Raw genomic sequence first — 20,812 nt, forward strand, 5'->3', positions numbered from 1 at the left:
AGATATATTAAAATGCTAATTTGATCTTCGACAGTTCATATTTATTCTTTTAAGGTATATCAAATCAGGTACACAACGCAAGGCTGCGCAGAGTTAAGATGTATAAATCTATAGAAACCTTACTCGTCGAAATCCCCACTATTCGCCCACACAAAATGGCGGTAGCGACTATGCAAACGCAAACGCTTGTCTTGGTGAAAATCAGCACTGAAGATGGCTTTGTCGGTTGGGGTGAAGCGACAACAATTGGCGGACTGGGCTACGGTGAAGAAAGTCCAGAAAGCATTAAGACCAATATTGAAACTTATTTTGCACCTTTATTGAAGTCCCTTAAAGCTCAAAACATCGCACAAACTATGCGTGCTTTGAAAAATAATATTAATGGTAACCGTTTTGCCAAATGTGCAATTCAAACGGCTCTACTCGACATTCAAGCGCAACGTTTAGATTTACCCCTTTCTGAAGTGTTAGGCGGCCGCTTACGTGACAGTTTACCTGTACTTTGGGTGTTGGCATCTGGTGATACTGAAAAAGATATTGCTGAAGGCCGAAAAATGATTGAGGCAAGACGCCACAATATTTTCAAACTTAAAATTGGTTCACGCCGTGTAGAAGAAGATGTTGAACATGTTCTTGCGATTAAACAAGCACTGGGTTCAGACATTTCCATCCGTGTCGATGTGAATCGTGCATGGTCTGAGCTAGATGCGATTAAAGGTATTCAACTCCTACAAAATGGTGGCGTTGACCTGATTGAACAACCCTGTGCGATCGACAACATTGATGCGATGCAGCGTTTAACACGACGTTTTGATCTTGCCATCATGGCGGATGAATCGCTCATGGGACCAAGCTCAGCTTACCGTTTAGCCAAAACCAATGCGGCCTCTGTTTTTGCAGTGAAAGTGGCTCAGTCTGGTGGACTAATTGAAGGTCATGAAGTCGCGAAGATTGCCAACTTAGCAGGCATAGATTTGTATGGCGGAACCATGCTTGAAGGTGCAGTCGGCACAATTGCTTCGGCACATTTGTTCTCGACCTTTGAAAATTTAGCTTATGGCACCGAGTTATTCGGTCCACTGCTGTTAACCCAAGATATTTTAAAAACCCCACTTCAATACACTGACTTCGCTTTGCACTTACCCCAAGGCAAAGGACTCGGTATTGAACTGGATGAAAACAAGATTGATCAGCTGCGCCGCGCTTAAGCGACGTCTTAACCGTTTAGGAGTTATACATGCTTTTTCACGTACGTATGGATGTAAACATTCCACTGGATATGCCTGCTGAAACTGCCAGTGAAATTAAAGCAGTCGAAAAAGCATATTCGCAAGAGCTACAAGCTCAAGGCAAATGGCGACATATTTGGCGCATTACAGGTCAGTACTCAAACATCAGCATTTTTGATGTAGACAACAATGAAGAGCTACACAATATTTTGCAAGGTTTACCCCTGTACCCGTATATGAATATTGAAGTGATGCCGTTAAACCGACATCCATCGTCTATTCGCGAAGATGATCGTTAATTAAATGGTCGAATAGAAACAGCTGAATCACTGACATCTAATCTACGATCCAGTGAAGGATATTAACAAGGAACGTGGCAGCTAAGCTTTTAAAGAAATCAATAAAGCTAGCCACCACACAGCAAACATACTTAAGGAGCAATAGTATGAATCGTCAACAGATTGATGCATTAGTCAAAACAATGAATGTGGATACAGCAACAGGTTCTGTAGACGCACGTACTCAACAAATTGTGGTTCGCCTATTGGGTGACTTATTCCAAGCGATTGAAGACTTAGATTTGAGCCAAACTGAAGTTTGGAAAGGTCTTGAATACTTTACGGATGCAGGCCAAGCCAACGAACTCGGTTTACTTGCGGCAGGGCTGGGTCTTGAGCACTATCTTGACTTACGTGCAGATGAAGCCGATGCCAAAGCAGGCATTACAGGCGGAACACCACGTACCATCGAAGGTCCTTTATACGTGGCTGGCGCACCTGAATCGGTTGGTTTTGCACGTATGGACGATGGTTCTGAAGAAGGCAAAATTCCGACTTTAATTATTGAAGGGACAGTGACTGACACTGATGGTCAGATTATTGAAGGTGCAAAAGTTGAAGTGTGGCATGCCAATAGCTTAGGCAACTACTCTTTCTTCGATAAGTCACAATCAGACTTCAATCTACGTCGTTCAATCATTAGCGACCAAGATGGTAAATACGTTGCTCTCACCACGATGCCTGTCGGTTATGGTTGCCCACCAGAAGGGACAACTCAATTTGTATTGAACAAGCTAGGTCGTCATGGCAACCGCCCTTCACATGTACATTACTTCGTCTCTGCACCAGGCTACCGTAAGTTAACTACGCAATTTAACATTGAGGGTGACCAATACCTGTGGGATGACTTTGCATTTGCAACACGTGAAGGCTTGGTGGCTACCGCTGTCGATATTACCGATGAAGCTGAAATTGCACGCCGCGGTTTAACAGGTCCATTCAAACACATTCAATTCAATGTTGAACTGGTGAAAGATCAAGCGGCTGCACCATCAACTGAAGTTGAACGTCGTCGCGCTAGCGCTTAATTACCCTTGGAACCGAAATAGCCACTGCAAAGTCGCATTTCGGGGACTTCCTCACTTTTGGAAAGTCGGAGAACGGACATGCCACGTATCCCAGTTATTAATACTAGCCATCTCGATCGTATCGACGAATTACTTGTCGACAACTTTGAAACAGGCGAATTCAAACTTCATCGTTCAGTGTTTACTGATCAAGCCCTTTTTGACCTAGAAATGAAGTATATCTTCGAGGGTAACTGGGTTTACTTGGCACACGAAAGCCAAATTCCAAATAACAATGACTATTACACGACGTATATTGGCCGTCAGCCGATTCTGATTGCACGTAACCGTAATGGTGAACTGAATGCCATGGTCAATGCCTGTTCACACCGTGGTGCACAGCTTTGTCGTAATAAACGTGGCAATAAAGCAACCTATACATGCCCTTTCCACGGTTGGACATTTAACAACTCAGGCAAGCTTTTAAAAGTTAAAGATCCAGCAGATGCAGGTTATTCAGACTGTTTTAACCACGAAGGTTCACATGATCTGAAAAAAGTTGCACGTTTTGGCAACTATAAAGGTTTCTTGTTCGGTAGCTTAAATCCAGATGTTCCCTCTTTAGAAGAATACTTAGGCGAAACCAGCAAAATCATTGACATGATTGTGGATCAATCTGAGCAAGGTCTTGAAGTTTTACGTGGCGCGTCTACCTACACTTATGAAGGCAACTGGAAACTCACTGCAGAAAATGGCGCAGATGGTTATCACGTTTCAGCGGTGCACTGGAACTATGCAGCGACCACTCAACAACGTAAAGAAAAACAAGCGGGTGACAACATCCGTGCCATGAGCGCAGGCGCTTGGGGCAAACAAGGCGGTGGTTCATACGGTTTTGACAATGGTCACATGCTGCTTTGGACACAATGGGCGAACCCAGAAGACCGTCCAAACTTCCCGAAAGCTGACGAATACTCTGAAAAATTTGGCGAAGCAATGTCGAAGTGGATGATTGAGCGTTCACGCAACTTATGTCTTTATCCGAACGTCTATTTGATGGATCAATTCGGTTCACAAATTCGCGTACTTCGCCCAATTTCAGTTAATAAAACTGAAGTCACGATTTACTGTATCGCACCTGTAGGTGAAAACGCGGAAGCTCGTACACGCCGTATTCGCCAGTACGAAGACTTTTTCAATGCCTCAGGTATGGCAACACCAGATGATTTAGAAGAATTCCGTGCATGTCAAGCGGGCTACGCAGGCATTGAACTGGAATGGAATGATATGTGCCGCGGTTCAAAACATTGGATTCATGGCCCAGATGATGCTGCCAATGAAATTGGTCTAAAACCAAAGCTTTCAGGTGTCAAAACTGAAGATGAAGGCCTCTACCTTGCTCAGCACCAACACTGGTTAGACATGATGAAAATTGCAATTGCCAATGAAAAAGCACTGGCTGTTGAAACTGCAAATGAACAAGGAGAAGTGGCATGAATGCTCCTACAACACTTAACACCGTTAGTATCGAACAAGTCAGTCAGTTTCTGTATCAAGAAGCGCGTTTTTTAGATGATGAACAATGGGATGATTGGCTTGCATGTTATGCCCCTTCAGCATCATTTTGGATGCCTGCATGGGATGACGACGATACCCTGACGACAGATCCGCAGTCTGAAATTTCCCTGATTTACTACCCAGACCGCCAAGGTTTAGAAGACCGTGTGTTCCGTATTAAAACTGAACGCTCTTCTGCAACGATGCCAGATACACGTACTTGTCACAATGTGAATAATATCGAAGTGATTGAGCGTGATGGCGAAAAAGTTACCGTCCGTTTTAACTGGAATACGCTGAGCTTCCGCTACAAAACCAGTTATAGCTACTTTGGTATGTCGCGTTATGAAATTGATTTTTCAGGTGAAAAACCACAAATTTTAAGTAAATACGTGGTCTTGAAAAACGATTATATCAACCAAGTGATTGATGTTTACCATCTCTAAATTAGCCACACATCCTTAGTATGCTTTCAGCCAAATGGAGTTTTGGCTGAGAGTTCCAAGTTTTAAAGTTTTTAAAGGATATTCAGCCATGTCAAACCACAATGTTGCACTTCAATTTGAAGATGGCGTAACGCGTTTTATTACAGTGACTCAAGGTGAGTCTTTATCAGATGCCGCTTACCGCCAAAAAATTAACATTCCGCTAGACTGCCGTGATGGTGCATGTGGGACTTGCCGCGCTTTTTGCGAATCTGGTAGTTATGACATGCCTGAAGAGACGTATATTGAAGATGCGTTAACACCAGAAGAAGCGGAACAAGGCTATATTTTAGCTTGCCAATGCCGTCCAAGCTCGGATGCCGTGTTCCAAATTCAAGCTTCATCTGAAGTCTGCAAAACCGAAATTCACCAGTACCAAGGTACTTTAGTCGCTGTCGAAAACTTATCAGAATCGACCATTACTTTTGATATTCAACTTGATGAAGGTCAACCTGATATTCATTTCCTTGCTGGTCAATATGTCAACGTCGGCATCCCAGAGACAGCAGAAACGCGTTCCTATTCATTTAGCTCGAAACCGGGCAACCGTCTAACGGGCTTTGTGGTCCGTAATGTGCCGAATGGCAAAATGAGTAGCTTTTTAAGTAGTACTGCCAAAGCGGGCGATAAAATGACTTTTACAGGCCCATTTGGTAGCTTCTATTTGCGTAATGTGGTTCGTCCTGTTGTCATGCTTGCAGGCGGTACAGGTATTGCCCCTTTTATGTCTATGCTGCAGATTTTAGAAGAAAAAGGGGCTGAACACCCTGTTCGTTTGGTGTTTGGTGTTACCAATGACTTCGACTTAGTTGCTTTAGAACAACTGGATGCCCTCCAAGCTAAACTTCCATGGTTTGAATACCGTACCGTGGTTGCAAGTCCAGACTCTGCGCATGAGCGTAAAGGTTATGTGACTGGGCACATTGACAATGAATGGCTCAATGGCGGTGATGTTGATGTCTACCTTTGTGGTCCTGTCCCTATGGTTGATGCTGTTCGTGGTTGGTTAGATAGCGAAGGCGTAAAGCCTGCAAACTTCCTGTTTGAAAAATTCTCAGCAAACTGATTGGGGCCACTTATCATGTCTGATCGTCAAAGATTTTTAAACAAAGTCGTGATTGTGACTGGTGCCGCTCAAGGCATTGGTCGTGGGGTTGGACTCCAAGTGGCTGATGAAGGCGCACAAGTTGTCTTAGCCGACTTATCTGACTATGTCGATGAAACATTAGCAGAAATTGAAGCGCATCAAGGCGATGCAATAACAGTCAAAGCTAACCTTGAAACCTTCGCAGGTGCTCAAAGTGTTGTAGACAAGGCACTTGAAGTCTATGGCCGTGTCGATGTGCTCATCAACAACGTCGGCGGTGCAATTTGGATGAAACCTTTTGAAGAGTTTTCTGAAGAAGAAATCATCAAAGAAGTGAATCGCTCATTATTCCCAACGCTGTGGTGTTGTCGTGCTGTTTTACCTGAAATGATTAAAAATCAGAAAGGTACGATTGTAAATGTGTCTTCTATTGCGACTCGTGGTATTAACCGTGTGCCCTACTCGGCTTCCAAAGGTGGGGTAAATGCCCTTACTGCATCACTGGCTTTTGAGCATGCCAAAGATGGGATCCGGGTGAATGCAGTTGCGACAGGTGGAACCGAAGCACCGCCGCGTAAAGTGCCACGTAATGCAAATCCACTGTCTGAAAATGAAAAGTCGTGGATGCAACAAGTGGTCGATCAAACCATTGATCGTAGTTTTATGAACCGTTATGGCACGATTCAGGAACAAGTGAATGCGATTGTATTCCTTGCTTCAGATGATTCGTCATATATGACAGGTACAGTTGTTCCTGTCGGCGGTGGCGATCAAGGCTAATTGATCGTCACAAAACTTTATATACAGGATCATGTCTGCATGGAGGCAAATGAATGGCTACCCTGTTTAAAACTTTGAAAGAAGATTGGTCTATTTCAGCCACTGTCGCAGGATTTTTGGCGGTGCTTATTTCCTATTCAGGACCACTCATTATCTTCTTTCAGGCTGCGCAACAAGCTCAGGTTTCCCCGTCCATGATGATTTCGTGGATTTGGGGTATTTCTATTGGGGCAGCCGTGGCAGGAATCTTCCTTTCCATTAAGTTCAAAGTCCCTGTAATTACCGCATGGTCTGCGCCGGGTACGGCTTTGTTGGTCACGCTGTTCCCGAATATCAGCCTGAATGAAGCAGTAGCCGCTTATATCACCTCAGCCGTGGTGATTTTCCTGATTGGGGTCAGTGGTTACTTCGATAAATTATTGAAATGGATACCGCAGTCGGTAGCCGCCGGGATGATGGCAGGTATTCTTTTTCAGTTTGGTTTAGGTCTGTTTAGTGCCACTAACAGTATGCCGATTATTGTATTTAGCATGTTGTTTGTCTTTTTAGTCGCAAAACGAATTTCCCCACGTTATAGCATGCTTTGGGTGCTGCTTTCTGGTGTGGCCTTGAGCTTTGGGCTTGGTGAAATGAATGCGGTGAGTTTAGATGTTCAACTTGCTATTCCTCAGTTCATTAGCCCTGAATGGACTTGGCACTCCACCTTGAACCTTGCCCTGCCTCTGATTTTAGTCAGTCTGACGGGACAGTTTTTACCGGGCATGGCCATCATGAAACTGAGTGGTTATGACATGCCTGCTAAGCCAATTATTACCACCACCAGTATTGCGTCTTTAGCTGTTGCATGTGTCGGCGGTATCACCATTGTTTTGGCGTCCATTACCGCTGCACTGTGTATGGGCAAAGATGCGCATGAGTTAAAAGAAAAGCGTTATATCGCAGGCGTTGCTAACGGCATTTTCTATATTTTAGGTGGGTTATTTGCAGGCAGTATCGTTCTGCTCTTCAGCTTGCTGCCAAAAGAGCTTGTTGCCGCTTTGGCTGGCTTGGCCTTATTGGGTGCAATTTCAACCAATATCGCTGTAGCCATGAAAGATGAATCTCAACGAGATTCTGCACTCATTACTTTTTTAGCTACAGCTTCAGGTATGCACTTTTTAGGTCTAAGTTCCGTTTTTTGGGGCATCGTCATTGGTTTAACTGCGCATCTGATTTTAACCAAACGCAGCCCTGACGTTTCAGCTTTAGCTTCAACACCAAGCTCCAATCCAAGTTCTAAAAGTTAATAGGTACGTTGTGCCTAGGACAATATTATGATTGATAAAAGTTCAGCTTCTTTAACAGAAGCACTTTCGCAAATAAAGGATGGTTCCACCATCATGATTGGTGGTTTTGGTACAGCAGGACAACCTGCTGAACTGATTGATGGCTTAATTCAACTCGGCATTAAAGACCTCACCATCGTCAGCAACAATGCTGGGAATGGTGACTATGGTTTAGCCAAGCTGCTGAAAGCGGGTGCCGTGAAAAAAGTCATCTGTTCATTCCCGCGTCAGTCCGATTCTTGGGTCTTCGATGAACTCTATCGTGCAGGCAAAATCGAATTGGAACTGGTGCCTCAAGGCAATTTGGCCTGCCGCATTCAAGCCGCAGGTATGGGACTTGGCGCAGTGTTTACCCCAACTGGCTACGGTACTTTATTGGCTGAAGGCAAAGAAACCCGTCACATCGACGGTAAAGATTATGTACTGGAATATCCAATCAAAGCCGACTTTGCTTTGATTAAAGCCCAGCAAGGCGACCGTTGGGGTAACTTGGTTTACCGCAAATCGGCACGTAACTTTGGCCCGATTATGGCGATGGCCGCAGGTGTAACCATTGCGCAAGTCTCAGAAGTGGTGGAACTGGGTGAATTAGACCCTGAACACATCATCACCGCAGGTATTTTTGTTCAACACGTGGTACAGGTTCAACCTGAACCAGTTGCTGTGTAATCGGGAGAACATCATGAGCTATCAAAAACTCAGCCGTAACCAAATTGCAGAACGTGTCGCACAAGATATTCCCGATGGTGCCTATGTCAATCTTGGGATCGGTTTACCGACCAAGATTGCCAGCTACCTCCCGTCAGACAAAGACGTGTTCTTACATTCTGAAAATGGTTTATTGGCTTTTGGTCCACCGCCAGCCGCAGGTGAAGAAGACCCAGAACTGATCAACGCGGGTAAAGAATATGTGACCATGCTACAAGGTGGCAGCTTTTTCCATCATGGGGATTCGTTTGCCATGATGCGTGGTGGTCACTTAGATATTGCAGTCCTTGGCGCCTTTCAAGTGGCGGCCAATGGTGATTTGGCCAATTGGCATACCGGTGCACCTGATGCAATTCCAGCAGTGGGTGGTGCCATGGACTTAGCTGTTGGTGCTAAGAAAGTCTTTATCACCACTGACCATACCACGAAACAAGGTGAACCAAAGATCGTGGCTGAACTGAGCTATCCCGCGACAGGTTTGAAATGTGTGGATCGTATTTACACCGACCTGTGTGTGATTGATGTCACTGCAGAGGGTTTAAAAGTGATTGAAAAAGTCGACGGCTTAAGCTTTGCAGAATTGCAGGCGATGACGGGTGCTCCGTTGGTGGATGCGACACAGTAAATTTCAGAAAAATTTGCTAGAGCTTATAGTCATCAACAACCTGTCGAGTGCTTTAAAAGTATTGTTTTTGCAACAGCAGTGGAAAATTGCTGCGAGTGAACAGGTTTTGTTGATGACAAAATTTTTGGTCACTTTTTTAAAAAAGTGACAAGAACGAGCTACTTCTATTTGACTGAACACGGTAAGACTCCGTCGTGACTAGATACAGTTGATCTATCAGCAGAGTCCCGTTTTAAAGGACAAGATTAAAAATGAAAAATGCTTATATTATCGATGCCATCCGTACCCCATTTGGTCGTTATGCTGGAGGTTTAGCCCCAGTACGTGCCGATGACTTGGGTGCTGTGCCAATTCAAGCCTTGATGCAACGCAACCCCAGTGTAGATTGGACCCAAGTTGATGACGTGATCTATGGTTGTGCCAACCAAGCGGGAGAAGACAACCGTAATGTTGGACGTATGTCGGCACTGCTTGCAGGTTTACCGATTGAAGTGCCTGCTACAACTGTGAACCGTTTATGTGGCTCATCTTTGGATGCGATTGCCATGGCAGCCCGTGCAATTAAAGCTGGAGAAGCCAACCTGATCATTGCAGGTGGCGTAGAAAGCATGTCACGTGCTCCGTTTGTGATGGGCAAATCAGAATCAGCGTATGGGCGTAGCCAGAAGATTGAAGACACCACCATGGGCTGGCGTTTTATCAATCCTAAGCTGAAAGCGATGTATGGTGTAGAGACCATGCCGCAAACCGCGGAGAACGTGGCACAACAATTTCATATTGATCGTGCAGATCAAGACCATTTTGCCTTGGCGAGTCAACAGCGCACCGCAACCGCGCAAGCTCAAGGCTTTTTTACACATGAGATCATCCCTGTGAATATTCCACAGCGTAAGGGTGATCCGATTGTGATCGATACCGATGAACATCCACGTGCATCGACCACCTTGGAAGGTTTAGCCAAACTTAAGCCAGTTGTGACAGCAGAAGGCACCGTTACTGCGGGGAATGCGTCAGGTATCAATGACGGTGCGGCTGCTGTACTGATCGCTTCAGAAGCAGCGATTGAGCAGTACCAACTTAAACCACGTGCCAAAATCATTGCTTCAACAGCAGTGGGTGTAGAACCACGCATTATGGGCTTTGCACCTGCACCTGCCATCAAAAAGTTACTGAAACAAGCCAATCTGACATTAGAGCAGATGGATGTGATTGAGCTGAATGAAGCCTTTGCTGCACAAGCACTGGCCGTTACCCGTGATTTAGGTCTGGCAGATGACACCACACAAGTGAATCCGAATGGTGGTGCGATTGCGATTGGTCATCCACTGGGTGCATCGGGTGCACGTTTAGTCACCACGGCCTTAAACCAATTAGAACAAACGGGTGGAACCTATGCGCTATGTTCAATGTGTATTGGGGTCGGTCAAGGCATAGCAATGATTATTCAGCGGGTTTAACCGTGGTGTTTCTGCTCATAACGCTTTTTGCTGATAACAACAGTGGAAACACTCAAAATTTTTAATGAATTAAGGAAAAGCATATGCCAAGTTTTACTTCAAATAATGCCGAAATTCACTATCAGACCTTTGGTGACCCAAAAAATCCCGCGATCGTTTTTTCAAACTCGCTAGGCACAAACTTCAACATGTGGAAACCACAAATTACTTTTTTCCAAAAAAACTATTTTGTGATTTGCTATGACACTCGCGGGCATGGTCAGTCTTCTTCGCCTCAAGGGCCTTATGATATTGAACAACTTGGTCTAGACCTGATCCATTTACTGGATCATTTAAACATTGAGAAAGCCATTTTTTGCGGTATCTCAATGGGCGGGCTTACAGGTCAGTGGTTAGTCATTCATAAACCTGAACGTTTTCACCGTGCCATTGTATGTAATACCTCAGCCAAAATTGGCAATGAACAAGCATGGAATGATCGCGCGTCATTAGTACGTACCCAAGGTTTAGAACCCATTGCATCGACGGCTGCGAGCCGTTGGTTTACCGAACCCTTTATCCAAAGCAACGCAGCAACTGTAGCAGCGCTTTCAAACGACTTAGGTGCTGGCAGCCCAGAAGGTTATGCGAGTTGTTGTGAAGCTTTGGCTAAAGCGGATTTACGTGAAAAACTCGAAAGTATTCAAGTGCCTTTACTTGTGATTGCAGGGCGTAAAGACCCCGTAACAACAGTCTCAGATGCACAGTACATGGTGAATCACATCCGAAGTAGTGCCCTATTTGAAATCGATGCCTCTCATATTTCAAATATCGAACAGCCCAAAGCCTTCAATCAGGCCATCTTAGACTTTATTGCTTAATGCTCTAGATCTGAACTCAAAACAGCCCTACATGGGCTGTTTTTTAGTACCTATCTAAAGAAAGCGATAGGAATACGTAAAACTCATTATTAAAAATATGCTGGCTTTAGCTCATTTTATTTTTCCTCTTAAAATCATCAAAACTCAAAAATTGTATATAAAACAAACTGAAATTATTATGATTGCAAAATCATATCTTCGAAATTTCACTTATTGCCAATCCTAAACTCACTAGATCCCATCATGTAAAGCCGAATCTACACAGCTAAAATGAGCAAAATAGCCAATTCTTTTCTTTTATAAATTTTCTCGCACAGCAAATGCCCATACGCAATAGGAGGATATTTTTTCAATACATTCTGCTACTCAGCAATTTTTCTACAGTCTTTTGCTTATTTAACGGCAAAATTTATCAGCAAGGAGGATGCTGAAAAGCCCCTTTAGAAACCTGAACTTTCCTCTTACTGTTTCAAGTTTTTCAGTTTTTTGCTAAAAGTTAATGACGTCAGCTAAATAGATGTTAACAACAGACAAAAACGTCCATATACATTTTAACGTAACAAGTTGATGTTTTAATTGATGAAAGTGATATTCTTTAAGTTCAAAATTGATCCAATAAAGCTTAGCAACTGAATTGATCATGGTCGTCAAGCTAACCAAAAGAGCTAGAATAAATTGATCAGATAATGTACAGATACAAACCATATCAAACTTCAGCTTTATTTTGATATACAGTTTAGCCATATAAGAAATGATCTAGATCTCATGTAGCGTGAGCTACCGACTAAGAAGTCTGAGTTGCCCTCTTTTCAAGACTTGAGTTGTACCTGTGGCATAAAACGGAAACAAATCTGCTGCTTTTGGTCAATTTGGCTTACAATGTAAAAAAGAGTAATAATCCGAAAATTTGTAATCTTTTAACATTGCCAATTCCTTGCAAAATTTACATTATATTGCCGAAGTTTGGCACTAAGCATCTACGTCAATTCAAACAAACTATAAAAAAAATGTAGAACTTTATGCCATAATACGCAAACTTTGCAGCCATCTTGCAAAGATTTATTGCAATTTATAAATGGAGCAAGCTAAATGAGTTCGACCATTTTGGTTATTCATGGACCGAATCTAAATTTGCTAGGAAAGCGCGAACCAGAAGTATATGGTTCTCTAACGCTGAACGACATCAATCAGCAACTCATTGCACAAGCTGAAAATGCTTCAATTTCTCTCGACACTTTCCAAAGTAATTGGGAAGGTGCCATTGTTGACCGTATTCATCAAGCCCAAGCGGATGGCGTCCAATTTATTATTATTAACCCTGCTGCACTCACGCATACCTCTGTTGCTCTACGTGATGCCCTGCTTGGTGTAGCCATCCCATTTATTGAAGTTCATTTATCAAATGTTCATGCGCGCGAAGCGTTTAGACATCATTCATATTTATCAGATAAAGCCGTTGGTGTTATTTGTGGCTTAGGTGCTCAAGGTTATAGCGCTGCGCTCAATTACGCTCTCACTAAAATTCAACCCTCTACGCAATCATAATTAGGAATACTGTCACATGGATATTCGTAAAATCAAGAAACTCATCGACCTGATGATTGAATCTGACTTACAAGCGATTGAAGTTAAAGAAGGCGATCAATCGATTGCGCTGACTCGTCGCAGTCCAGTTGTTGCAGCTGGTGCTGCTGTTGCTATGGCAGCTCCTGTTGCTCAAGCGCCAGCGGCTAAAACACCACGTGGTGCTGTAGAAACCTCTCCAATGGTTGGTGTGTTTTACGCTGCTCCAAGCCCAGGTGAAGCGCCATTTGTTAAAGTCGGTCAAACCATCACTGCTGGTGAAACACTGGGTATTATCGAAGCAATGAAAATCATGAACCCGATTGAAGCAACGCAAAGCGGTGTGGTTGAAGAAATTTTAGTGAAAAACGGCGAAGTGATCCAATTCGGTCAACCATTATTCCGCTACCGCGCGTAATAGACGGGGACTTATAATGTTGCAAAAAGTTTTAATTGCAAACCGTGGTGAAATTGCCCTGCGCATCACCCGTGCCTGCAAAACTTTAGGAATTAAGACTGTAGGGATCTATTCAGATGCTGACAAAGACTTAATGCACCTACGTTTTGTAGATGAAGCTGTATGTATTGGACCAGGTGCGAGCAGTGAAAGCTACTTGAACATTCCTGCCATTATTACAGCAGCTGAAATTTCAGGTGCAGATGCCATTCACCCAGGTTATGGCTTCTTATCAGAGAATGCTGAATTTGCTGAAATTGTAGAAAACTCAGGTTTTATTTTTATTGGACCACGCCCTGAACATATTCGTTTGATGGGTAACAAAGTTTCTGCGATTACTGCAATGCGTAAAGCAGGTGTTCCAACTGTACCGGGTTCTGCAAATGCGGTTACACCGCAAAATGCACTGGCTGAAGCTAAAGAAATTGGTTTCCCATTGATCGTGAAAGCTGCTTCTGGTGGTGGTGGTCGTGGTATGCGTATTGTAGAACGCGTCGATACCCTGCTTGAATCCGTTCAAGCCGCACAGCGTGATGCTGAAATGTGGTTTGGCGATGACACGGTGTATATGGAACGTTTCCTACAAACACCTCGTCACGTTGAAGTCCAAGTTCTTGCCGACGGTAATGGCCACGCGATTCACCTCTATGACCGCGACTGCTCTTTACAGCGTCGCCATCAGAAAGTGTTAGAAGAAGCGCCAGCGCCAAATTTACCTGAACAAGCACGTGCTGACATTTTAGAAGCTTGCGTAAATGCTTGTAAATTAATGCAGTACCGTGGTGCAGGTACATTCGAGTTCTTGTTTGAAGATGGTGAATTCTTCTTTATTGAGATGAATACACGTGTTCAAGTTGAGCACCCTGTAACTGAAATGGTGACAGGTATCGACATTATTGAACAACAGCTCCGCATTGCTGGTGGCTTAGGTCTTGAAATTGAACAAGATCAAGTTGAAGTCAAAGGTCATGCGATTGAATGCCGTATCAATGCTGAAGATCCAACGACCTTCTTACCTTCACCGGGTAAAATTGAGAATTTTTATGTGCCAGGTGGTGCAGGTATTCGTCTTGATTCACATATCTATCAAGGCTATAGCATTCCGCCCTACTATGACTCGATGATTGCAAAGCTGATCGCACACGGTAAGGATCGTAAAACATCACTTGCACGCATGCGCCAAGCGCTTGATGAAATGATTTTAACCGGTATTAAAACCAATATTCCATTGCATAAAGATTTGATTCTTCAAGATGAAAAATTCTGTGAACAAGCAATGGATATTCACTACCTTGAAAAGCATTTGTTAAAGCAAATTGAAGGTAATCAAGACAAATAATAGTTTTCTTGATCCTTAAATAAAAAACCGCGATAAATCGCGGTTTTTTATTTATAAAACAATTAAGGTAGTACACGACGTAGCGTTGCAAAGCATTGTTGTGCTTTATCATTGGCACAAAAATTAATAGTCGATGGACTTTGCCATTTCACAAAATACTGAGACATTTCACCTGTTTGATCTTCTTGAGATCCAGAGCAATCCACTTGGTTATTATCAAATTTGACTTGTAAAATCAAAGCAGGTAATTGCACATTTTTGTCGGTTGATGGCTGGTAATCATAAATTCCCGTGGACCATTCTTCCCCACTTTTAATCACAACATCACTATTACTTTTAAAATTATAGTATTCAACGCATTTACGATTATTTGGAATTTCCATTCCCCATAAGCCCACAATTTCAGGGCGAGTCGTTACACGAATATTATTTTGATTTGATGCTTGAGTATCCTCAGCCTGACTCGGCGTATTTGCCATAAGCACTGATGAAGTTAACATGAATAACATGCCGAGTAATGTTTTTTTCATACAAGCCATAATGTTTTTAAGCGTCCCACTAAATTAGCATATTTTGATTCAAAACATCATTTTATAACCATTTCATAACAATCTATTTTTTGCTATGCATTGCAATCTTAATTTAACAAAACGATTTATTGTTAGCACTAGACAAATCCTACTTTCAGAATCGAAAAAAGACCGCTTAAGCAGTCTTTTTTGTATTTCTTGATATTTGAATTTAAGCTACCGGTGCCAGTGTAAACAGCACCTGACCTGTTTTTACCGTTTGCCCTTTTTCAATGGTAATGGTTTCAACCTTCATCCGCTCAGGTGCAATAATAGGAATTTCAATTTTCATGGCTTCAATCACGGCCAAAGTTGCCCCTTCTTCCACAATGTCTCCAGAGGTACATTCAATTTTCCAAATAGAACCTGGCATGTGCGACTCGACTGCACAGCCACCTTCAGGAATTTGAATTTCACTGTCATCTAAAACAGCATCTAGGCTTTCAGAAACATATTCAGCCAAACCAGCCTCATGCCAGCGACGGCGTTCCTCTTCAAAGTTTGCTTGCTGTACCGCTTTAAAACTCGAAATGGATGCTGCATTTTCAATGAGGAAGTCATTGTATTCTTTTAAATTTAAAACCCCATCTTCTACACGAAGCTTTAAGCGTCCTGCTTTAAAGTCTTCCCGCATTTGCATTAGTTCTGTTTCAGACACTTCATAAAATTTAATTTGATCAAAGAAGCGCAGTAGCCATGGTTTTCCTTGTTCAAAGTCTGGATTTTTGCGGAAACGACTCCACATTTGGGTTGTACGTCCAACAAACTGATAACCGCCCGGGCCTTCCATGCCATAAACACACATATATGCCCCACCGATGCCGACTGCATTTTCAGGCGTCCATGTACGTGCAGGATTATATTTGGTGGTCACTAAACGATGACGTGGGTCCAGCGGCGTTGCCACAGGTGCACCCAAGTACACATCTCCCAAACCCATCACCAAATAATTGGTGCTGAATACGATATCCTTCACTGCTTGCTTTGAGTCTAAACCATTGATACGACGAATAAACTCTACATTGTCAGGACACCACGGCGCATCTGGACGTACTGTTTGCATATAACGTTCAGTCGCCAACTGAGTTTGTGAGTCCTCCCAAGCCAAAGGCAAATAGACTGTGCGCGAAGGCACTTCCATTGCGGTCACATCAGGCAATTCACTTTCTGCCCGTTGTAATAATGCTAACAAATGTTTCTGATCAAGTTTTAATGAGTCAAAGTGAATTTGTAGCGAACGAATCCCTGGTGTTAAGTCTATAATCCCTTCGATACTTTGGTCTTTAACCCATTGCATTAAAGCATGAATACGGAAGCGTAAATTGAGATCTAAAACCAACTCTCCATATTCAACCAACAGATAACTATTACCTGCAGGACGATAAGTCACATCAGGTCTAGCGTTGTCACCTTTTAATGTCGCTAAAACGGCATCTGATAAGGTCTCCATTTCAGCATGAAAGCTTGGAGAAAATTCTACATTTTCAGTCGTATCCGCTGTTAACGCTGCGCTATATTTTTGATTTAATACTTGTGCTTGATCATAAGAAATTGGGATAAATTTAACTTTATCGCCCGCTTTAAGCTGACCAATTTTCCAAAGTTCCGAGCTGACAACCACTGCTGGGCAAACAAAACCGCCCAAGCTTGGACCATCGGGTCCTAAAATAATTGGCATATCTCCAGTGAAGTCAATCGCGCCAATGGCATAAGCATTATCATGAATATTCGAAGGATGCAGCCCTGCTTCACCACCATCGGTACGCGCCCATTCAGGTTTTTCACCGACTAAACGAATGCCTGTTCGACTTGAGTTAAAGTGAATTTCAAATTCTTGCTCAAAGAAGCGCTCAATATCTCGTTTGGTGAAAAAGTCTGGCGCACCATGCGGTCCATACATCACTGCAATATTCCAAGTGTGGCTAAAGCTTGGCACCTGTGCTGCACTGAGCGCAACAGTTCCTGCTGTAGTATAAGCTGTAATCGGCAGCATATCTCCAATGAGTAAATTTCGTCCCGCATGACCACCAAACTGACCTAAAGTAAAAGTCGCTTGCGAACCTAAGTAGGTAGGTACATTCAACCCGCCTTTAATGCCAATATAACTGCGACAACCTGTGGTGATTTTACCCGTTTTAAGAATTTGCCCTTTTTTAACATTAAGGGTCTGCCACATGCCAACGTCGACACCATCCAATGTCGCAAGCATGTCGCCACCCGTAATCACGATTTGGCTATCACAGTGAAACTTTAAAGTTGGGCCTTGCAATGTACATTCTAGCCCTGCGGTATTAAATGGATTCCCCAATAGTTGATTGGCTACATTTAAAGACAAAGGATCAATCGCACCTGATGGTGGAACACCAACATCCCAGTACCCCAAACGACCATTGACATCTTGTATTGACGTTTGAATACCGGACTGTAATACCTCAACTTTTTGGGTTTTCCACTCAAAAGTATTTAAGAAACGTGTAGTCTGTGTCCCTGCTTTAAACACTTCACAGTCAATAATGTTTTGTAAATACTCAAGATTGGTTTCAATTCCTGCCACTGAAGTTTGTGCCAAAGTATCGCTCATGGTTTGAATTGCACTTTCACGGTTTTCGTGAGTCACAATAATTTTGGCAATCATCGGATCATAAAAGGAAGACACGTTTGAACCTGTTTCTACCCATGTTTCATTACGCGCTTGCGGATCAAACTCGACATAAGTCAATAAGCCAGCACTGGGTTGAAAGTTTTTAATTGGATCTTCAGCATATAAACGAACTTGGATCGAATGGCCTTTAGATCTAAGCGGCTCTGTTGGCACAGTCCAGTCACGGCTACCTAAAGTGACCATCCATTCCACAAGGTCTACAGCAAACACTTGTTCAGTCACGCCATGTTCAACTTGTAGGCGTGTATTCACTTCTAAGAAGTAGAATTGCTGTGTGTCAGTATCCATCACAAATTCAACCGTACCTGCCGAACGGTAATTCACCGACTGCATCAGTTGAACCGCAATACCCTGAATATAGTCACGTTGTTCATCATTTAAATGCGGCGCTGGGGTCTCCTCGATTACTTTCTGGTTACGGCGCTGTACTGAACAGTCCCGCTCTCCCAAAGCCAAAACCAAACCTTGGCCATCACCAAAAATTTGGACTTCAATATGACGCGCATTTTCCACAAACTTTTCTAAATACAAACCTGCGTCTTTAAAATTCGCTTGGGCCAAATAAGATACCGTTGCATAAGCATCTTTCAGCTCCGCCTCATTCCACACCAAACGCATACCAATCCCACCGCCACCTGCGGTACTTTTCAGCATCACGGGATAACCGATACGCTTTGCTTCGATCAGTGCTTCCGCTTCATCTGCTAAAAGCTGGCTACCTGGTAACAATGGCACGTTCGCCTGAATCGCTAGTTCACGCGCAGTATGCTTTAAGCCAAAACTACGCATTTGTGCAGAATTCGGCCCTAGAAACACAATGCCCTGTGACTCGCATAAATCACAAAATTCAGCATTTTCAGACAAGAAGCCATAACCAGGGTGAATGGCCTCAGCACCTGCTTCTTTCGCGACCTGTAAAATTTTTTCAATATTTAAATAACTTTGACTGGCTGGGCTATCCCCGATAAATACTGCTTCATCGGCCAAAGTTACATGTAAGGAATCACGATCTGCTTCTGAATACACCGCAACAGACTGAATGCCTAAATTCTTTAATGTACGAATTACTCGGCAGGCAATTGCACCACGGTTGGCGATGAGAACTTTTTTAAACATGCTGATTACTCCTTGCCTTCACGTACAATCAGTTGAATTTTGGTTGGGTTATAGGCATTACAGGGGTTGTTCAGTTGTGGGCAGTTAGAAATCAGCACGATGAGATCCATCTCTGCTTGAATTTCAACATATTTACCCGGCGCCGATATTCCATCGTCAAACTTGAGATGCCCATCACTGCTCACGGGTACATTCATAAAGAAGTTAATATTCGGCCCAATATGACGAACATTTAGTCCATGCTTTTTCGCGATTGGGTGCATAGCTAAAGCTGTCATAAAGTTATTACGGCAACTGTGCATCGGAAATGTGTCGTGTGCATAACGTACGGTGTTACTTTCACATGAACAAGCACCGCCTAAGGTGTCATGACGACCACAGTTATCATCATGGATCGTTGCGATTTTGTTGCCATAGTTGGTATATAGAGCTGTGCCTTTTTCTAGATAAATCTGCTGATTAATGGCTAGAGTATCGGTTGCGCTGTAACGTTCTTCAGGATTGTTTGCAGAAATAAATAAAGTATCGACTGCTTGGTTGCCTTCGAGGTCAATAATGCGGAAATACTGCCCTTTCTGGACTTCACACATCCATGCTTCGCCCGCTGGACAGATTTCATTTAAAACGGTTTGATTAAATGCTTGTAAACTGGTCATGCGTATTCTCCTCGGGCTTAAGCAGCATCAAATGCGTAATAACGTGCGTTGTTGTGAAAACCGCGTTGGTTTTGTGAGCATGAATCACGACAGACATCGTGTACTGCTAAAGCGGAGGCTTTGAATAAGCGCATTTGAATATCGGCTGGCTGATACTTTGCTGCTTGGCTCAAACCATGTGGCGCAGCAGATAAGAACACCAGACAGTCCATCTCAAAACGCAGTTCAATAGTTTGATGGGTATTATCGACATCGATATAAGATAAGTTGCCTGCATCATCAGGGCGAACTTTAGAGAATAGGTTGACCGTAGCTGACAGGTCGGCTTGACCTAATGAGAACTTGGTCATTTCAAGTAACAGGCTGTCGCGTCCACTTCGATACATCTCATTTCGTGTATCTTGAAAAGTTTGAGTGCCGAATTGTTTTTGGATCTGTTCTGTGCGACTCGGACCACATAAGGCATCATTCCAACCATGATCATCATGAACAATTGAAGCCATAACCCGACCTAAGTCCGAATACAACACATGCCCTGTACTTAGAAATGCCGTATGCTGTGCCTTTAAGCTATCTGGCATATTAAAACGTTCGAGCTTATCTTCACTGTTGACACAGAAAAGTGAAACGTTGGCTTGTGCCCCTAAGGCTTTAAACTGTAAAACAGTGCCGCGTTGAATACGTCCAGACCAGTGATGCCCACCCGGTAAAAGTTCAGTCCATAGTGCGTTATCGTCGTGATAAGTTATTGTGCTCATGCGCTTCTGCCTAAATCGTAACTGTTTACCTCCCGGGCTTTTATCCCTCCGTGTAGCTCTTTCGAACCGTGAACTCTCGGTCGCAGACATACATAAAATAGATATGTATCGGAACCCTAGATCACTCTTTCAGATTAGACGATGCAAAGGCTGTGCCAATTTAGTATTACGATTTTTAAACTTCGTAATACTATTTATGAGCAATAAATGGGCACTTTAGATTTCAAGCACGCA

General features: G+C 43.2%; 19 protein-coding genes and 1 riboswitch. Of the genes, 15 read left to right on the plus strand and 4 right to left on the minus strand.

From position 1 onward, the window contains the following. Nucleotides 1–98 precede the first annotated feature (98 nt). The 15 genes from WH214_RS05205 to accC all read left to right on the plus strand — a co-directional run bounded on the left by WH214_RS05205 (nucleotide 99) and on the right by accC (nucleotide 14,817). Nucleotides 99–1,208: a muconate/chloromuconate family cycloisomerase gene (locus WH214_RS05205; protein ID WP_339992976.1), complete on the plus strand. Its 1,110-nt coding sequence runs from the start codon at nucleotides 99–101 to the stop codon at nucleotides 1,206–1,208. Nucleotides 1,209–1,237: 29 nt separating this feature from the next. After that, nucleotides 1,238–1,528: a muconolactone Delta-isomerase gene (gene catC / locus WH214_RS05210; RefSeq protein ID WP_004979726.1), complete on the plus strand. Its 291-nt coding sequence runs from the start codon at nucleotides 1,238–1,240 to the stop codon at nucleotides 1,526–1,528. Nucleotides 1,529–1,674: 146 nt separating this feature from the next. Further along, nucleotides 1,675–2,595, plus strand: coding sequence for a catechol 1,2-dioxygenase (catA, locus tag WH214_RS05215; RefSeq protein WP_004693187.1), 921 nt, complete (start codon nucleotides 1,675–1,677; stop codon nucleotides 2,593–2,595). Between the two features lie 78 nt (nucleotides 2,596–2,673). Then, nucleotides 2,674–4,071, plus strand: coding sequence for a benzoate 1,2-dioxygenase large subunit (gene benA, locus WH214_RS05220; RefSeq protein WP_339422784.1), 1,398 nt, complete (start codon nucleotides 2,674–2,676; stop codon nucleotides 4,069–4,071). Further along, entirely contained in the window at nucleotides 4,068–4,577 is a 510-nt protein-coding gene (gene benB, locus WH214_RS05225) for a benzoate 1,2-dioxygenase small subunit (RefSeq protein WP_339422785.1), read from the plus strand. The genes benA and benB overlap by 4 nt, the downstream gene beginning before the upstream one ends. A gap of 88 nt (nucleotides 4,578–4,665) precedes the next feature. Further along, nucleotides 4,666–5,682: a benzoate 1,2-dioxygenase electron transfer component BenC gene (gene benC, locus WH214_RS05230; protein ID WP_339422786.1), complete on the plus strand. Its 1,017-nt coding sequence runs from the start codon at nucleotides 4,666–4,668 to the stop codon at nucleotides 5,680–5,682. A gap of 15 nt (nucleotides 5,683–5,697) precedes the next feature. Next, nucleotides 5,698–6,483, plus strand: coding sequence for a benzoate diol dehydrogenase BenD (benD, locus tag WH214_RS05235; RefSeq protein WP_339992979.1), 786 nt, complete (start codon nucleotides 5,698–5,700; stop codon nucleotides 6,481–6,483). A 53-nt stretch (nucleotides 6,484–6,536) separates the two neighbouring features. Then, entirely contained in the window at nucleotides 6,537–7,769 is a 1,233-nt protein-coding gene (gene benE / locus WH214_RS05240; RefSeq protein WP_339422787.1) for a benzoate/H(+) symporter BenE, read from the plus strand. A gap of 27 nt (nucleotides 7,770–7,796) precedes the next feature. After that, nucleotides 7,797–8,477 carry a 3-oxoacid CoA-transferase subunit A gene (locus tag WH214_RS05245; RefSeq protein ID WP_004693199.1) on the plus strand — a complete coding sequence of 227 codons (681 nt, stop codon included), beginning with the start codon at nucleotides 7,797–7,799 and terminating at the stop codon, nucleotides 8,475–8,477. Between the two features lie 13 nt (nucleotides 8,478–8,490). Beyond that, nucleotides 8,491–9,141 (plus strand): 3-oxoacid CoA-transferase subunit B, encoded by a 651-nt coding sequence (locus WH214_RS05250; RefSeq protein WP_339422788.1) that lies wholly within the window; start codon nucleotides 8,491–8,493, stop codon nucleotides 9,139–9,141. A gap of 251 nt (nucleotides 9,142–9,392) precedes the next feature. After that, the gene (pcaF, locus tag WH214_RS05255; protein WP_339422789.1) at nucleotides 9,393–10,598 is read left to right on the plus strand and encodes a 3-oxoadipyl-CoA thiolase; all 1,206 of its coding nucleotides are present in this window, start codon (nucleotides 9,393–9,395) and stop codon (nucleotides 10,596–10,598) included. 83 nt (nucleotides 10,599–10,681) lie between these two features. Then, nucleotides 10,682–11,458 carry a 3-oxoadipate enol-lactonase gene (pcaD, locus tag WH214_RS05260; RefSeq protein WP_259233962.1) on the plus strand — a complete coding sequence of 259 codons (777 nt, stop codon included), beginning with the start codon at nucleotides 10,682–10,684 and terminating at the stop codon, nucleotides 11,456–11,458. A 1,089-nt stretch (nucleotides 11,459–12,547) separates the two neighbouring features. Further along, on the plus strand, nucleotides 12,548–13,003 hold the full coding sequence (gene aroQ, locus WH214_RS05265) for a type II 3-dehydroquinate dehydratase (RefSeq protein WP_010326669.1): 456 nt from the start codon (nucleotides 12,548–12,550) through the stop codon (nucleotides 13,001–13,003). Nucleotides 13,004–13,019: 16 nt separating this feature from the next. Beyond that, the gene (accB, locus tag WH214_RS05270; protein ID WP_062034808.1) at nucleotides 13,020–13,439 is read left to right on the plus strand and encodes an acetyl-CoA carboxylase biotin carboxyl carrier protein; all 420 of its coding nucleotides are present in this window, start codon (nucleotides 13,020–13,022) and stop codon (nucleotides 13,437–13,439) included. Nucleotides 13,440–13,455: 16 nt separating this feature from the next. Then, the gene (gene accC, locus WH214_RS05275; protein WP_005399493.1) at nucleotides 13,456–14,817 is read left to right on the plus strand and encodes an acetyl-CoA carboxylase biotin carboxylase subunit; all 1,362 of its coding nucleotides are present in this window, start codon (nucleotides 13,456–13,458) and stop codon (nucleotides 14,815–14,817) included. 62 nt (nucleotides 14,818–14,879) lie between these two features. On the opposite strand, the gene WH214_RS05280 is transcribed toward accC, so the two are convergent. From WH214_RS05280 to WH214_RS05295, 4 genes are all read right to left on the minus strand, one after another. Next, entirely contained in the window at nucleotides 14,880–15,347 is a 468-nt protein-coding gene (locus tag WH214_RS05280) for a hypothetical protein (protein ID WP_010326667.1), read from the minus strand. A 211-nt stretch (nucleotides 15,348–15,558) separates the two neighbouring features. Next, nucleotides 15,559–19,164 carry an urea carboxylase gene (uca, locus tag WH214_RS05285; RefSeq protein WP_339992983.1) on the minus strand — a complete coding sequence of 1,202 codons (3,606 nt, stop codon included), beginning with the start codon at nucleotides 19,162–19,164 and terminating at the stop codon, nucleotides 15,559–15,561. Between the two features lie 5 nt (nucleotides 19,165–19,169). Further along, nucleotides 19,170–19,820 carry an urea amidolyase associated protein UAAP2 gene (locus WH214_RS05290; RefSeq protein WP_339422791.1) on the minus strand — a complete coding sequence of 217 codons (651 nt, stop codon included), beginning with the start codon at nucleotides 19,818–19,820 and terminating at the stop codon, nucleotides 19,170–19,172. 17 nt (nucleotides 19,821–19,837) lie between these two features. Beyond that, nucleotides 19,838–20,578 carry an urea amidolyase associated protein UAAP1 gene (locus WH214_RS05295; RefSeq protein WP_339422792.1) on the minus strand — a complete coding sequence of 247 codons (741 nt, stop codon included), beginning with the start codon at nucleotides 20,576–20,578 and terminating at the stop codon, nucleotides 19,838–19,840. 27 nt (nucleotides 20,579–20,605) lie between these two features. Next, a riboswitch (guanidine-I (ykkC/yxkD leader) is annotated at nucleotides 20,606–20,709 on the minus strand. Nucleotides 20,710–20,812: the final 103 nt, after the last annotated feature.

Source organism: Acinetobacter sp. MYb191, assembly GCF_037572605.1.
GTDB classification, from domain to species: Bacteria; Pseudomonadota; Gammaproteobacteria; order Pseudomonadales; family Moraxellaceae; genus Acinetobacter; species Acinetobacter johnsonii.

Excerpts from the sequence above, each read along its gene's own strand:
- catC (WP_004979726.1), top strand. The coding sequence starts at position 1,238 with ATGCTTTTTCACGTACGTATGGATGTAAACATTCCACTGGATATGCCT.
- accB (WP_062034808.1), top strand. The coding sequence starts at position 13,020 with ATGGATATTCGTAAAATCAAGAAACTCATCGACCTGATGATTGAATCT.
- WH214_RS05280 (WP_010326667.1), bottom strand. The coding sequence starts at position 15,347 with ATGAAAAAAACATTACTCGGCATGTTATTCATGTTAACTTCATCAGTG.
- catA (WP_004693187.1), top strand. The coding sequence starts at position 1,675 with ATGAATCGTCAACAGATTGATGCATTAGTCAAAACAATGAATGTGGAT.
- WH214_RS05205 (WP_339992976.1), top strand. The coding sequence starts at position 99 with ATGTATAAATCTATAGAAACCTTACTCGTCGAAATCCCCACTATTCGC.
- benC (WP_339422786.1), top strand. The coding sequence starts at position 4,666 with ATGTCAAACCACAATGTTGCACTTCAATTTGAAGATGGCGTAACGCGT.
- WH214_RS05290 (WP_339422791.1), bottom strand. The coding sequence starts at position 19,820 with ATGACCAGTTTACAAGCATTTAATCAAACCGTTTTAAATGAAATCTGT.
- benA (WP_339422784.1), top strand. The coding sequence starts at position 2,674 with ATGCCACGTATCCCAGTTATTAATACTAGCCATCTCGATCGTATCGAC.
- pcaF (WP_339422789.1), top strand. The coding sequence starts at position 9,393 with ATGAAAAATGCTTATATTATCGATGCCATCCGTACCCCATTTGGTCGT.
- aroQ (WP_010326669.1), top strand. The coding sequence starts at position 12,548 with ATGAGTTCGACCATTTTGGTTATTCATGGACCGAATCTAAATTTGCTA.
- WH214_RS05245 (WP_004693199.1), top strand. The coding sequence starts at position 7,797 with ATGATTGATAAAAGTTCAGCTTCTTTAACAGAAGCACTTTCGCAAATA.
- accC (WP_005399493.1), top strand. The coding sequence starts at position 13,456 with ATGTTGCAAAAAGTTTTAATTGCAAACCGTGGTGAAATTGCCCTGCGC.
- uca (WP_339992983.1), bottom strand. The coding sequence starts at position 19,164 with ATGTTTAAAAAAGTTCTCATCGCCAACCGTGGTGCAATTGCCTGCCGA.
- WH214_RS05295 (WP_339422792.1), bottom strand. The coding sequence starts at position 20,578 with ATGAGCACAATAACTTATCACGACGATAACGCACTATGGACTGAACTT.
- benD (WP_339992979.1), top strand. The coding sequence starts at position 5,698 with ATGTCTGATCGTCAAAGATTTTTAAACAAAGTCGTGATTGTGACTGGT.
- pcaD (WP_259233962.1), top strand. The coding sequence starts at position 10,682 with ATGCCAAGTTTTACTTCAAATAATGCCGAAATTCACTATCAGACCTTT.
- WH214_RS05250 (WP_339422788.1), top strand. The coding sequence starts at position 8,491 with ATGAGCTATCAAAAACTCAGCCGTAACCAAATTGCAGAACGTGTCGCA.
- benB (WP_339422785.1), top strand. The coding sequence starts at position 4,068 with ATGAATGCTCCTACAACACTTAACACCGTTAGTATCGAACAAGTCAGT.
- benE (WP_339422787.1), top strand. The coding sequence starts at position 6,537 with ATGGCTACCCTGTTTAAAACTTTGAAAGAAGATTGGTCTATTTCAGCC.